The sequence below is a fragment of the Burkholderia stagnalis genome, from assembly GCF_902830275.1.
Taxonomy (GTDB): Bacteria; Pseudomonadota; Gammaproteobacteria; order Burkholderiales; family Burkholderiaceae; genus Burkholderia; species Burkholderia stagnalis.
Map to the genome: position 1 here is coordinate 146,501 of NZ_CADESW010000005.1, position 13,222 is coordinate 159,722.

The 13,222-nt window shown below is 70.5% G+C and carries 9 protein-coding genes and 2 riboswitches; of the genes, 8 read left to right on the forward strand and 1 reads right to left on the reverse strand.

Annotated elements, in window-relative coordinates; translation table 11 throughout:
- Window positions 1–63 precede the first annotated feature (63 nt).
- Window positions 64–1,092, reverse strand: coding sequence for an ABC transporter substrate-binding protein (locus HWY45_RS11705; protein ID WP_059881396.1), 1,029 nt, complete (start codon window positions 1,090–1,092; stop codon window positions 64–66).
- A gap of 131 nt (window positions 1,093–1,223) precedes the next feature.
- A riboswitch (guanidine-I (ykkC/yxkD leader) is annotated at window positions 1,224–1,346 on the reverse strand.
- A 443-nt stretch (window positions 1,347–1,789) separates the two neighbouring features.
- Window positions 1,790–1,925, forward strand: a riboswitch (guanidine-I (ykkC/yxkD leader).
- Between the two features lie 60 nt (window positions 1,926–1,985).
- Here HWY45_RS11705 and HWY45_RS11710 point away from each other — a divergent pair.
- The 8 genes from HWY45_RS11710 to HWY45_RS11745 all read left to right on the forward strand — a co-directional run bounded on the left by HWY45_RS11710 (window position 1,986) and on the right by HWY45_RS11745 (window position 13,208).
- On the forward strand, window positions 1,986–2,741 hold the full coding sequence (locus HWY45_RS11710; protein WP_059881397.1) for an urea amidolyase associated protein UAAP1: 756 nt from the start codon (window positions 1,986–1,988) through the stop codon (window positions 2,739–2,741).
- Window positions 2,742–2,752: 11 nt separating this feature from the next.
- On the forward strand, window positions 2,753–3,409 hold the full coding sequence (locus tag HWY45_RS11715) for an urea amidolyase associated protein UAAP2 (RefSeq protein ID WP_059881399.1): 657 nt from the start codon (window positions 2,753–2,755) through the stop codon (window positions 3,407–3,409).
- A gap of 151 nt (window positions 3,410–3,560) precedes the next feature.
- Window positions 3,561–7,151, forward strand: coding sequence for an urea carboxylase (uca, locus tag HWY45_RS11720; protein WP_059881401.1), 3,591 nt, complete (start codon window positions 3,561–3,563; stop codon window positions 7,149–7,151).
- Window positions 7,148–9,058, forward strand: coding sequence for an allophanate hydrolase (gene atzF, locus HWY45_RS11725; RefSeq protein ID WP_059881403.1), 1,911 nt, complete (start codon window positions 7,148–7,150; stop codon window positions 9,056–9,058). The genes uca and atzF overlap by 4 nt, the downstream gene beginning before the upstream one ends.
- Entirely contained in the window at window positions 9,033–10,007 is a 975-nt protein-coding gene (locus tag HWY45_RS11730; protein WP_059881405.1) for an ABC transporter permease, read from the forward strand. The genes atzF and HWY45_RS11730 overlap by 26 nt, the downstream gene beginning before the upstream one ends.
- Window positions 10,008–10,049: 42 nt before the next feature.
- Entirely contained in the window at window positions 10,050–10,967 is a 918-nt protein-coding gene (locus HWY45_RS11735; RefSeq protein WP_059881407.1) for an ABC transporter ATP-binding protein, read from the forward strand.
- Between the two features lie 106 nt (window positions 10,968–11,073).
- Complete coding sequence (locus HWY45_RS11740) at window positions 11,074–12,777, forward strand: site-specific integrase (protein ID WP_059881409.1); 1,704 nt, start codon at window positions 11,074–11,076, stop codon at window positions 12,775–12,777.
- An 89-nt stretch (window positions 12,778–12,866) separates the two neighbouring features.
- Entirely contained in the window at window positions 12,867–13,208 is a 342-nt protein-coding gene (locus HWY45_RS11745) for a TfoX/Sxy family protein (RefSeq protein ID WP_059809961.1), read from the forward strand.
- The last annotated feature ends 14 nt before the right edge of the window (window positions 13,209–13,222 follow it).

The following is a 13,222-nucleotide window of genomic DNA, read 5'->3' on the forward strand; positions in this document are numbered from 1 at the left end:
CCGGCGCACGCGGGGCCGCCGCATTGCACCGCGCGCGGCCCCGTGCAACGTCGACGCGCGACGTCAATGCGCGTCGACGAGCCGCGGATCGATATACGCGTCGACGTCCTGCGACTGCTTGTACACCGCGTTGCGCACGTTGAACGCGTTCGCGTTGCGGGTCGAGCCGTAGATCGAATCGAGGCCGTCGCCCTTGCGGAACGCCTGTTTCGCGGCCGCGGCGTCGAGCAGGTGCGTGCCCTTGAGCAGCGGCAGGTATTGCGCGGGCGCCAGGCCGACCCGCGCGGACATGATCTTCACCGCATCGGCCTGCGTCTTCGGGTCATTGATGTACGCCACGCAGCGATACCAGACCTTCACGACCTTGGCCCAGTCGGCCTTGCGGGCGGCGAGGCTCGTCGGCGTGACGGTGATCGCATCGTAGATCAGGCCCGGCGCGTCCGCCGACGTGAAGATCGCGCGCGCGCCCGGCGCCCGCTTCAGCGCCTCGCCGGCGTTCGGCTGCCACGCGGCGATCGCCGCGATGTCGGTCGACGCGCCGAGCACCTGCGGCAGCTCGTTGGTTTTCGCGTTGACGAGCGTGACGTCGGCATCCTTCAGCCCGTGCTTCTGCAGCGCGGTCTCGAGCAGCAGGTGATCGACGAGGCCGAGCTCGACGCCGATCTTCTTGCCCTTCAGGCCCGCCACTGACCGCAGCGGTGGCTTCGCGATGATCATGTCGTTGCCGGCGGAATAGTCGGTGAGCAGGATCATCACGTTCTTCGCGCCCGCCGCGCCCGTGACGAGCGCATCGCCGTTGGTCGCCGCGACGGCGTCGAGCTTGCCCGCCGAGAACGCGTCGAGCGACGCCGAGTAATCGAACCACTCGAAATCGACGTCGACGCCGGCTTCCTTGAACCAGCCCTTGTCGAGCGCGACCTGGAACGCGACCCAGCCGGGCCAGTCGCTGTAGCCGATCTTCAGCGGCGGGGCGGCGTGCGCGGCGGGACTCGCCAGCAGCGACGCGGCGAGGGCGGCGCTCAGCGCATGACGGACGAAACGGACGGGGCGGGCAGACAACAGACGGCGGAACGGGAGGGCAAGGCGGGTCATCGTGTTCTCCAGGAGACCGGTTGAGGGTGCGTGGCGGCTCGCGCATGCGCGAGCCGCCACGTGGCCGGTTCCTGCGGATGCGGGACGACAAGCCGGCCACGGAGAGGCGCGACGGCCGCCGCCATCGCCTTTTCTCCCGGGCTTTTGTCCCGCCGTGTAGCGCCGTGTTCGACGGTCCGGACGACCGCATGATCACGCGCCGGGCTGCTCTCGGACCAGACGTTCGAAGAACCGGAACCCTAGCATCCCTAAGATGCGACGCCGCCGCACCTCTCGGCGTGGGGTTGAGCGAGAAGCATGCCAACCGGTCGGGGCGGCATCGCGTTGCGGCGGATTCAGCGGCGGCGCGCGGGCCGCTGGAGTTCGATGAAGCGGGCGGAAAACAGCGCGGTGAGCACGCGCCGGAGCAGGTCGAGCTTGTTCATCGGCAATCGAAGAGGGGTGGAGGATGCCCGTTTCGAGCAATGACCGTGCCATCGCGTGCGGCCCGCGCAACCGCCGGCCGCATCGCCCCGCGATGGTGCGCGTCGCGTTCGCGTGGTGCGCGCCGCGCCCAGCGCGTGGGCAAACGGCGCGGCGCGCGCGGTGCGGGATCACGCCGCGCACGCGGCGCAGCCCCGTCGCTGCGTGCGCGCCGGAACGCTGGCACGCATCTCGCTTGAACGATTGCCGAGAGGTGCGAAGCAATTTGCATCATCTTCAGGATCGCTAGGGTTCCGGTCGCATCGCGTGCTGCGCGTTGCGACGGCTGGTCCGAGAGCAATCCGGTCTTGCTGCCTTCCTCGCCACGAGGAACCGGCGAGGCTCCACGGAGGGATAAAAGCCCGGGAGGTCGCGATGTCGTTCGGTCGCCCTCTCACGCTTTTTTCCCGCAACCGATCCGAGGAGCCGCCATGTCGCCGAGCCCCCAAGCCTTGCTTGCCCCGCTGCCGCACGTCGTGTGGGAGACGGTCATTCCCGCCGGAACCCACTGGTCCGGCATTCTGCGTCGCGGCCTCGCGCTGCGCGTCGTCGACGTCGACGGCGGCGCGAATGTGTCCGCGGTGTTCCATCGCCACGAAGATCCGCTCGAACGCTACAACATGGCCGACACGCTGAAGGCGCAGCACACCGCGCACCTGACGCGCGGCCATGCGCTGTATACGGACATGGGCCGCGTGATCGCGTCGATCACCGCCGATACGCTCGGCTGGCACGACCCGCTCGGCGGCGTCGGCGATGCGCGGCTGTTCGCGCGCAAGTACCGCGCGTCGTCCTACCAGGCCGATCGCAACGCGATGATCCGCAACGGCCGCGACAGCCTCGTGCTCGAACTCGCGAAATACGGGCTGTCCGCACGCGACCTCGCCGCGAACGTCAACTTCTTCAGCAAGGTCGCACCGCGCGACGACGGCGCGCTCGATTTCGTCGCCGGCCATTCGCCGGCCGGCAGCGCGTTCGACCTGCGCTTCGAGATGAACACGCTCGCCGCGTTCTCGACCGCGCCGCATCCGCTCGATCCCGATCCCGACTATGCGCCGAAGCCGGTGAAGCTGATCGCGTATCGCGCGTATCCGGCCGACGCCGCCGCGCCCGCCGACGATCCGTGCCGCCGCGCGTGTGCGGAGAACGTGCGCGGCTTCATCAACACCGACCGCCTGTTCGCGTGAGGAGCCCCGACATGCCGATCATCGAAAGCCGCCTCGACCCGCGGCACGCGATCTACGACACCACGCTGAACGCCGGCGAACCGTGGCTGCACGACGTGAAGCGCGGGCAGGTGCTGCGCATCCTCGACCTCGAAGGCAACCAGGCGGTCGACACGCTGTTCTACCGCACCGATGCGCCGGACGAGCGCTACAGCGCGCAGGACACGATCCGCGAGCAGCGCAACCTGTACCTGAGCGCGGGCAGCGTGCTGCTGTCCAGTCTCGGCAACCCGATGGTGACGATCGTCGCGGATACCTGCGGCCGCCACGACACGCTCGGCGGCGCATGCGCGGCCGAGAGCAACACGGTGCGCTACGCGCTCGACAAACGCCACATGCACAACTGCCGCGACAGCTTCCTCCACGCGATCGCGCAGTGCGCGTGCGGAGCCGGCGCGCGGCTGACCAAGCGCGACCTCGTCGGCAACGTCAACTTCTTCATGAACGTGCCCGTCACGCCGCTCGGCCAGCTCACGTTCGAGGACGGCATATCCGCGCCGGGCAAGTACGTCGAGATGCGCGCGGAGATGGATGTCACGGTGCTGATCTCGAACTGCCCGCAGCTCAACAACCCGTGCAACGGCTACAACCCGACGCCGGTGCGGCTCACGATCTGGGAGGCGGAATGAACGGCCCCCGCGCTCACTATCGTTCGCTGCCCCCCGAGGGGGCGGTTGCCGTCCACGGCCGGCTTTGCGAAGCCGGCCGGCTGCGCGGGCGCGGAGCGGTGTTCCGCGAACTCCCCGCTACGCCCTTTGGCGCGGCCCGTCGGGAGGCAACATGAGATTCCGGAAAGTCCTCGTCGCGAACCGCGGCGAAATCGCGTGCCGCGTGATCCGCACGCTGAAGCGGCTCGGCATCGCATCGGTCGCGATCTACTCGGAAGCCGACTGCGACGCGCGTCACGTGAGGCTGGCCGACGAAGCGGTGTGCGTCGGCGCGGCGCCGGCGGCCGACAGCTACCTGAACGTCGCGGCGATTCTCGACGCGGCGCGCACCACGGGCGCGCAGGCCGTGCATCCCGGCTACGGCTTCCTGTCGGAGAACGCCGATTTCGCCGATGCGTGCGCGGCGGCCGGCGTGCGCTTCATCGGGCCGCGCGCCGACCAGATGCGCGCGTTCGGCCTCAAGCACACCGCGCGCGCGCTGGCGCGCGAGCACGGTGTCGCGCTGCTGCCCGGCACGGGGTTGCTGGCCGGCGTCGCGACGGCGCTGGCCGAAGCGGACGCGATCGGCTATCCGGTGATGCTGAAAAGCACGGCGGGCGGCGGCGGCATCGGCATGTCGCTGTGCCGCGACGCCGCGCAGCTCGCGGCGGCGTTCGAGAGCGTCGTGCGGCTCGGCAGCGCGAACTTCGCGCATGCGGGCGTCTATCTGGAGAAGTTCGTCGAGCACGCGCGGCACATCGAGGTGCAGATCTTCGGCGACGGGCGCGGCGGCGTGATCGCGCTCGGCGAGCGCGACTGCTCGGTGCAGCGGCGCAACCAGAAGGTGATCGAGGAGACGCCCGCACCCGGCCTGAGCGACGCGGAGCGCGGCGCGCTGCACGCGAGCGCGGTGCGGCTCGCCAGCGCGGTCGACTACGCGTCGGCGGGCACCGTCGAATTCGTGTTCGATGCGCGCACGCGCCAGTTCCATTTCCTCGAAGTGAACACGCGGCTGCAGGTCGAGCATTGCGTGACCGAGGCAGTGACCGGCATCGATCTCGTCGAATGGATGATCCTGCAGGCCGAGGGCGACCTGCCGCCGCTCGACACGCTGGCCGTCGCGCCGCGCGGCGCGAGCATCCAGGTGCGGCTCTACGCGGAAGATCCGCACAAGCAGTTCCAGCCGAGCGCGGGCGTGCTCACGCATGTCGCGTTTCCGGAGGCGGCGCGCGTCGATACGTGGGTCGACGCGGGCACCGAGGTCAGCGCGCACTACGATCCGCTGCTCGCGAAGCTGATCGTGCGCGGCGACACGCGCGCGCACGCACTCGCGGCGCTGCGGGCGGCGCTCGACGCGACGGCGCTGTACGGAATCGAGACCAATCTCGACTACCTGCGCGCGATCGCCGGCTCCGACACGTTCGCGCGCGGCGCGCAGACCACCGCGTTCCTGTCGCGCTTCGCGTTCGCGCCGCACACGATCGACGTGCTCGACGGCGGCGTGCAGACGACCGTCCAGCAGATGCCCGGCCGGGTCGGCTACTGGGATGTCGGCGTGCCGCCTTCGGGGCCGATGGACGGTCGCTCGTTCGACCTCGCGAACGCGCTGCTCGGCAACCCGCCCGACGCGGCGGGCCTCGAGTTCACGATGGTCGGCGCGACGCTGCGCTTCAACACGGAGACGCTGTTCGTGCTCGGCGGCGCGCCGCTCGCGGCGACGCTCGACGGCGCGCCGGCGCCGTTCTGGCAGGTGCTGCGCGCCGCGCCGGGCGCGCTGCTGAAGCTCGGCGGCGTGACCGGCGCGGGCGTGCGCGCGTGCCTCGCGGTGCAGGGCGGCCTGCAGGTGCCCGACTACCTGGGCAGCAAGGCGACCTTCACGCTCGGCCAGTTCGGCGGCCACGCGGGCCGCGCGCTGCGCAAGGGCGACGTGCTGCACCTGGGGCCGCACGCCGCGCGCGGCGACGCGGGCGCGACGCTCGCCGAAGCGGACCGGCCCGTGCTGACGCACGCGTGGACGCTCGGCGTGCTCGACGGGCCGCACGGCGCGCCGGACTTCTTCACGCCGGACGACATCGCGATGCTGTACGGCACGCGCTGGACCGTTCACTACAACTCGAGCCGCACCGGCGTGCGGCTGATCGGCCCGAAGCCGCAGTGGGCGCGCGCGGACGGCGGCGAGGCGGGCCTGCATCCGTCGAACATCCACGACAACGCATACGCGATCGGCGCGGTCGATTTCACCGGCGACATGCCGGTGATTCTCGGGCCTGACGGGCCGAGCCTCGGCGGCTTCGTGTGCCCGGTGACGGTCGTGCGCGACGAGCTGTGGAAGCTCGGGCAACTGCGGCCCGGCGATACCGTGCAGTTCGCGCGGGCCGAAGCCGCACGGCCGCAGGCGCTGACAGCGCCGGCCGCGCTGTCGGATACCGCCGCGCCGGACGCCTGCGTGCTGTACCGCGACCCGTCGGCCGGCAACGGCATCGGCGTCGTCTATCGGCGCTCGGGCGATCGCAACGTGCTGATCGAGTATGGCCCGCTCGTGCTCGACCTGAACCTGCGCTTTCGCGTGCATGCGCTGATGGGCTGGCTCGACGCGCACCGGCTGCCCGGCATGCTCGACCTCACGCCCGGCATTCGTTCGCTGCAGGTGCATTTCGACGCGCGGACGCTGCCCCTCGATACGCTGCTCGCGCATCTGCAGGCGGCCGAGCGCGAACTGCCCGACGTCGCCGACATGCGCGTGCCGAACCGCATCGTGCACCTGCCGCTGTCGTGGGACGACCCGTCCACGCGCATCGCGATCGAGCGCTACATGCAGTCGGTGCGGCCGGACGCGCCGTGGTGCCCGAGCAATATCGAGTTCATCCGCCGCATCAACGGCCTCGCGAGCATCGACGACGTGAAGCGCATCGTGTTCGACGCACGCTATCTCGTGATGGGGCTCGGCGACGTCTATCTCGGCGCGCCGGTCGCGACGCCGATCGATCCGCGGCATCGGCTCGTGACGACCAAGTACAACCCCGCGCGCACGTGGACGCCGGAGAACGCGGTCGGCATCGGCGGCGCGTACCTGTGCGTGTACGGGATGGAAGGCCCCGGCGGCTACCAGTTCGTCGGCCGCACGGTGCAGATGTGGAACCGCCATCGCACGACGCGCGAGTTCGTGGCCGGCAAGCCTTGGCTGCTGCGCTTCTTCGACGAGATCCGCTTCTACGAAGTCAGCGAGGCCGAGCTGGCGACGCTGCGCGCGGATTTCATCGCGGGCCGCGCGCAGTTGAAGATCGAGGAGTCGGTGTTCGATCTCGGCGACTACAACCGCTTCCTGCGCGACGAAGCCGGATCGATCGCCGCGTTCAAGGCCGCGCAGCAGGCGGCGTTCGACGCCGAACGCGAGCGCTGGCGCGCGGCCGGGCATGCCGAGTACGTCGGCGATGCCGGTCACGACGCGGCGGGCGCGGTTGCGGCGGACGACGCGCTGACCGGCGCGCAGCGCGGGATTACCGCCGACGTGTCGGGCAGCGTGTGGCAGGTGCTGGTCGGCGAAGGCGCGAGGGTGAAGGAAGGGCAGGTGGTGGCGATTCTCGAATCGATGAAGATGGAGGTGTCCGTGGTGGCAATGGAAGACGGCGTGATCGAGACGATCGACTGCGCGCCCGGCACGGCGGTGGTCGCCGGCCAGCGGCTGATGGTGATGAAGGTGGGCGCTGCAGAGGAGGTCGCATGAGCAGGAACGATCCGCACGAGGTTCCGGACCTTCGCTCGATCGCCGCGCTGCGCGCGCACTACGCGAGCGGCGCGCTGACGCCGCACGCGCTCGTCGATGCGATCGCCGCGCGTTTCGCGCAAGGCGATCCGCATCACGCGTGGATCAGGCCGCTGACGCGCGACGAGATGCGCCGCCATGCCGACGCGCTCGCGGGGCGCGACGTCGCGGCGCTGCCGCTGTACGGCGTGCCGTTCGCGATCAAGGACAACATCGATCTTGCCGGCATTCCGACGACGGCCGGCTGCCCCGCGTATGCCTATACGCCCGCGCGCAGTGCGCCGGTCGTCGAACGGCTGATCGCCGCGGGCGCGATCCCGATCGGCAAGACCAATCTCGACCAGTTCGCGACCGGCCTGTCCGGGCAGCGCTCGCCGTACGGCGCGTGCCGCAACGCGCTCGACCCACGCTATGCGTCGGGCGGGTCGAGCTCGGGATCGGCGGTGGCCGTCGCGCTCGGCCTCGCCGCGTTCGCGCTCGGCACCGACACGGCCGGTTCGGGCCGCGTGCCGGCCGCGTTCCACGGGCTCGTCGGGCTGAAGCCGACCAAGGGCGTGCTGAGCACGCTCGGCGTCGTGCCCGCGTGCCGGTCGCTCGATTGCGTGTCGGTGTTCGCGCATGCGCCGGCCGACGCGCAGGCCGTGTTCGACGCCGCGCGCGGCGTGACGGCGGGCGACCCGTACGGTCGCGAATGGCAGCCGCTGCGCGATGCGCACGGCGGCGCGCATCACACGCGAGCGCTGAACCGCCTGCGCTTCGGCACGCCGCGCGCCGACCAGCTCGAATTCTTCGGCGATGCGTCGTATCGCGCGGCGTACGGCGCGGCGCTGGCGCGCCTGCGTGCGACCGGCGCGCATGTCGTCGAGATCGACTTCGCGCCGTTCGTCGCGACCGCGCGGCTGCTGTACGAAGGCCCGTGGGTGGCCGAGCGGTTCGCGGCGATCGGCGCGTTCATCGCGCAGCAGCCCGACGCGGTGCATCCGGTGATTCGCGAGATCGTCGGCGGCGCGTCGCGCTTCAGCGCCGCCGACGCGTTCGCCGCGTTCGACCGGCTCGCCGCGCTGCGCGTCGATGCCGCGCGCGCATGGGAAGGCCTCGACGCGATCGTGATGCCGACCTCGCCGACGACCGCGACCGTCGACGCGCTGGAAGCCGACCCGATTCGCGTCAATGCGCGCTTCGGCTACTACACGAACTTCGTCAACCTGCTCGACCTGTCGGCGATCGCGGTGCCGGCGGGCACGTGCGCGACGGGGCCGCACGCGGGGCTGCCGTTCGGCATCACGTTCGTCGGCCGCGCGCATGACGACGCGCTGCTGCTCGATCTTGCGCAGGCCTGGATCGACGCGCAGGCGGACGACGCTGCCGGAAGCGGGCGCGGGATGTTCGGCGCGCACGCCCCCGCAGTTGCGGACACGTCGTGCGTCGTGCGGATCGCGGTGGTCGGCGCGCACCTGCGCGGCGAACCGTTGAACTGGCAGCTGACGCAGCGCGGCGCGCGCTTCGTCGCCGCGACGACGACGGCCGCCGCGTACCGGCTCCATGCGTTGCCGGCGTCCGCGGCGGGCGGCGTCGCGAAACCCGGCCTCGTGCGGGTCGCGGAAGGCGGCGCGGCGATTGCCGTCGAGCTGTGGACGCTGCCGGTGGCCGCCTACGGCAGCTTCGTCGCCGGGATCGCCGCGCCGCTCGGCATCGGCACGCTGACGCTCGCGGACGGCACGCAGGTGCAGGGCTTCCTGTGCGAAAGCGCCGCGCTCGACGGCGCGGAGGACATCACGCGCTTCGGCGGCTGGCGCGCATACCGCGCGCACGGCACGCATGCAACCCGACACGGAGATTCACATGTCAACGATACGCAACACGGCTGACTGGTTCGCGGTGCGCCGCGCGCTGTCGGCGCGCGGCAAATGGCTGCTCGGCATCGCGTCGTTCCTGCTGCCGCTCGGCGTCTGGTGCCTGATCAGCTACGCGCCGTTCGTCTGGCACCCGCAGGTGCGCATCACGCACCCCGGCAGCGTCGACTACTTCCAGGCCGGCATGCAGGTCGACCGGGACGTGTTCGCCGACGAGCTGGCCCATGCGCGCGACGCGCACACGGCCGTGCCGGAAGGCGTGCGCGCGAACCCCGTCTACCTGCCCGCGCCGCACCAGGTGCTGCGCGCGTTCTACACCGCGTTCACGACGCCGCCCGCGTCGCGCGACGGCGTCTGGCTGCACGAGAGCCTGTGGCACAGCATCCGGATCATCTTCTGGGGCTTCGTGATATCGTCCGCGATCGGCGTGCCGCTCGGCATCGTGTGCGGGACGTTCAGCGCGATCGCGCGGCTGCAGGAGCCGTTCTTCGAGTTCTTCCGCTATCTGCCGGCGCCCGCGTTCGGCGCGCTGATGGTTGCGATCCTCGGCATCTACGACGCGCCGAAGATCGCGATCATCGTGATCGGCACGCTGTTCCAGCAGGTGCTGATCGTCGCGAACACGACGCGCAAGCTCGAATACGGGCTGTTCGAGGCGGCGATGACGCTCGGCACGAACCGCCTGAAGCTGGTCTCTCACGTCGTGATTCCGGGCGTGCTGCCCGACCTGTACCGCGACCAGCGGATCCTGCTCGGCTGGGCGTGGACCTACCTGATCGTCGCCGAGCTGGTCGGCACCAGTTCGGGCATCACGTGGTACATCAGCCAGCAGGCGCGCTACCAGCATTTCGACAACGTATACGCGGCGATCCTGATGATCGGCATCATCGGCCTCGGCACCGACGTCGTGCTCGCGCTGCTCGGCCGCAAGCTGTTCCCGTGGGACCGCGCGCTGAAAGCGTGACGGCCCGACACGACTCACCGAACGATTTCCGACGAGGCGATCATGCTGAATCCCCAGGCCATTCCCGACTACCTGACCCAGTCCGACGCGGTGCGCGAACGTTTCGAACGCCTGAAGGCGCGCGACGTAATCCTCGACGTGCGGCACGTCGGCAAGCGCTTTCGCACGCCGCAGGGCGACACCGTCGCGCTGCACGACATCAGCTTCACGACGCACCGGCGCGAGTTCGTCTGCGTGATCGGCCCGTCCGGCTGCGGCAAGTCCACGCTGATCCGCATCCTGGCCGGGCTCGAGGCGCAGACGAGCGGCGACGTGCTGCTCGACGGCAAGCCCGTGCGGGGGCCGGGCGCCGATCGCGGGATGGTGTTCCAGGGCTACACGCTGTTTCCGTGGCTGACCGTGAAGAAGAACGTGATGTTCGGACTGCGGATGAACGGCAGCAGCAGCGGCCAGGCGGAGCGCGAGGCGCTGCAGTGGCTCGAGCTCGTCGGGCTCGCGCGCTTTGCCGAGGTGTATCCCCATCAGCTTTCCGGCGGGATGAAGCAGCGCGTCGCGATTGCGCGCGCGCTCGCGAACCGGCCGCGCATCCTGCTGATGGACGAGCCGTTCGGCGCGCTCGACGCGCAGACCCGCGCGAAGATGCAGGCGCACCTGCTCGACATCTGGCGCAACATCGACGTCACGATCCTGTTCATCACGCACGATCTCGACGAGGCGATCCTGCTCGCGGACCGCATTCTCGTGCTGAAGGCGCATCCCGGCGAAGTGCAGGAACTGATCGAGGTGCCGGTGCCGCGGCCGCGCGGCTATGCGCAGGTCAATACGCCCGAGTTCGTCGCGACGAAGGCGCGGCTGGAGGCGCTCATCCATCCGCAGGGGGCGGGGGAGGACCCGGCGGCCGGCGAACCCGTGCGGCCGCACATGATCCGGATGACCGACGTGACCGATAACGTCGAGTGAAAGGCGGCCTCGCGCGTTTCGGAAATCGAATGTTTGAGGCCAAGATCGGTTCATCAAGATAATGAAAGTTATCTTAACGTCCGCATCCTTATGTCACAATGGCGCGATGAACCGGCCCCCGATCCTCCCCCGTCCGACCGAATCCGCCCCCGCCGACTTCCCCGATGCCGACGAACTTGCCGCGTTGCGCGCATGGTATGCGGGCATGGCCGTGCGCCAGGCGGTCGAACGCTATCTGCCGGACCGCCTCGGCGACGGGCGCTCCGCGCGCGGCGTGCTCGGCGGCATTCGCCGGCGCCTCGTCCGCGCGGCCCGGCTGGCCCGCCGCCCCGATCTCGAGCAGGTGCTGACGCATGCCGACGGTGAGCGTTTACGGGAAGCGAAAGCGGTCGGCGAAGCGGTCGAGATCCTGCGCCATGCGCGCGCGCCGGCGCCGCACATCGGCGACGACATCGACGGCTGGCTGCCGGCGCGCGCAGTCGCCACGCTGCGCGCGTTCGGCATCGCGACGCTGGCCGATCTCACCGTGCGGATTCCGCGCCGGCGCCAGTGGTGGAAGGCGATTCCCGGGCTCGGCGCGGCCAGCGCGCGCCGCATCGAGGCGTTTTTCGCCGCGCATCCCGAACTGACGGCGCGCGCGCGGGCGCTCGTCGCGGCGTCGCCGCACAGCGGCATCGTGCCGTGGGAGCAGTTGCGGCTGCCGCACGAGGTCGACGGCTCGGCCGGGACGTTCCGCGCGCCGCGCGCCACCTGCACGCTCGACGCGGACAACGATTACCACGCGGTGCAGGCGTGGCTGTCGCTGCACGAATCGGCCGCGACCCGGCGCGCGTACCGGAAGGAGGCCGAGCGGCTGATCCTGTGGGCGATCGTCGAACGCGGGCGGGCGCTGTCGTCGCTCACGACCGAGGACGCGGTCGCGTACCGCGCCTTCCTGCGCCGCCCGACGCCGCGCGAGCGCTGGGTCGGGCCGGTCCGGCCGCGCAGCGCGGCCGACTGGCGTCCGTTCTCCGGCGGGCTGTCGGCGCGCTCGGCGGCGTACACGCTGTCCGTGCTGGGCGCGCTGTTCCGCTGGCTGATCGAGCAGCGCTACCTGCTCGCGAATCCGTTCTCGGGCGTGAAGGTGCGCGACACGCGCCGCTCGATCGTGCTCGACACGTCGCACGCGTTCACCGAAGGGGAGTGGCTGCTGGTCCGCACCATTGCCGACGGGCTCGAATGGTCGTACGGCTGGGACGCGCCGGCCGCGCAGCGGCTGCGTTTCATCCTCGACTTCGGCTACGCGACGGGCCTGCGCGCGAGCGAACTGGTCGGCGCGACGCTCGGCGACATCGAAACCGACGCGCACGGCGATCCGTGGATCAAGGTGATCGGCAAGGGGCGCAAGGCGGCGCGGGTCGCGTTGCCGCCGCTCGCCCGCGCGGCACTCGATCGTCACCTGGTCGCGCGCCGCCTGCCGGTCACGCCGAGCCGCTGGCGGCCCGATACGCCGTTGATCCCGAGCCTCGCCGAAGACGGCGGCGCGGCGATCACCAGCGTGCGGCTCTGGAAAGTGCTGCAGCGCTTCTTCGCGCAGACGGCCGGCATCGTCGACGCGGACAACCCGGCGCTCGCCGCGAAGCTGCGGCAGGCGAGCCCGCACTGGATGCGCCACACGCATGCGACTCACGCGCTCGCGCGCGGCGCGGAGCTGACCACCGTGCGGGACAATCTCCGTCACGCGTCGATCTCGACGACGTCGATCTACCTGCACGGCGACGACGTGAAGCGCGCGCGCCAGTTGTCCGACGCGTTTTCGGCAGACAAGTGAACAATCGGCGCCGGCCGCCGCTTGCGTTCGCCGGTTCGATCGCCTACCGTCGTCACTCATGCGGCCGGGCCGCCTTTCCAGGAAGATTCATGGCATCCAGTCAAAGCACGGTGGATTTCATCGTCGAGCAGATGGCCGCGGCCGGCGCCATCTCGGCGAAGAAGATGTTCGGCGAATTCGGCGTCTACTGCGACGACAAGATCGTCGCGCTCGTGTGCGACGACCGCCTGTTCGTCAAGCCGACGCCCGACGGCAAGGCGTTTCTCGGCACGTTCGACGAAGACAGCCCGTATCCGGGCGCGAAGCCCTATCTCGTGATCCCGGGCGAACGGTGGGACGATCATGCATGGCTGTCCCGGCTGATCGCGATCACGGCCGCGCAATTGCCGCCGCCGAAGCCGCGCAGCCGCACGCGCAAAGGCGTAAGCTGAACGGCATGCGCACG

Coding starts and splice junctions, on each gene's coding strand:
- HWY45_RS11705 (WP_059881396.1), bottom strand. CDS start 1,092: ATGACCCGCCTTGCCCTCCCGTTCCGCCGTCTGTTGTCTGCCCGCCCC.
- HWY45_RS11710 (WP_059881397.1), top strand. CDS start 1,986: ATGTCGCCGAGCCCCCAAGCCTTGCTTGCCCCGCTGCCGCACGTCGTG.
- HWY45_RS11715 (WP_059881399.1), top strand. CDS start 2,753: ATGCCGATCATCGAAAGCCGCCTCGACCCGCGGCACGCGATCTACGAC.
- uca (WP_059881401.1), top strand. CDS start 3,561: ATGAGATTCCGGAAAGTCCTCGTCGCGAACCGCGGCGAAATCGCGTGC.
- atzF (WP_059881403.1), top strand. CDS start 7,148: ATGAGCAGGAACGATCCGCACGAGGTTCCGGACCTTCGCTCGATCGCC.
- HWY45_RS11730 (WP_059881405.1), top strand. CDS start 9,033: ATGTCAACGATACGCAACACGGCTGACTGGTTCGCGGTGCGCCGCGCG.
- HWY45_RS11735 (WP_059881407.1), top strand. CDS start 10,050: ATGCTGAATCCCCAGGCCATTCCCGACTACCTGACCCAGTCCGACGCG.
- HWY45_RS11740 (WP_059881409.1), top strand. CDS start 11,074: ATGAACCGGCCCCCGATCCTCCCCCGTCCGACCGAATCCGCCCCCGCC.
- HWY45_RS11745 (WP_059809961.1), top strand. CDS start 12,867: ATGGCATCCAGTCAAAGCACGGTGGATTTCATCGTCGAGCAGATGGCC.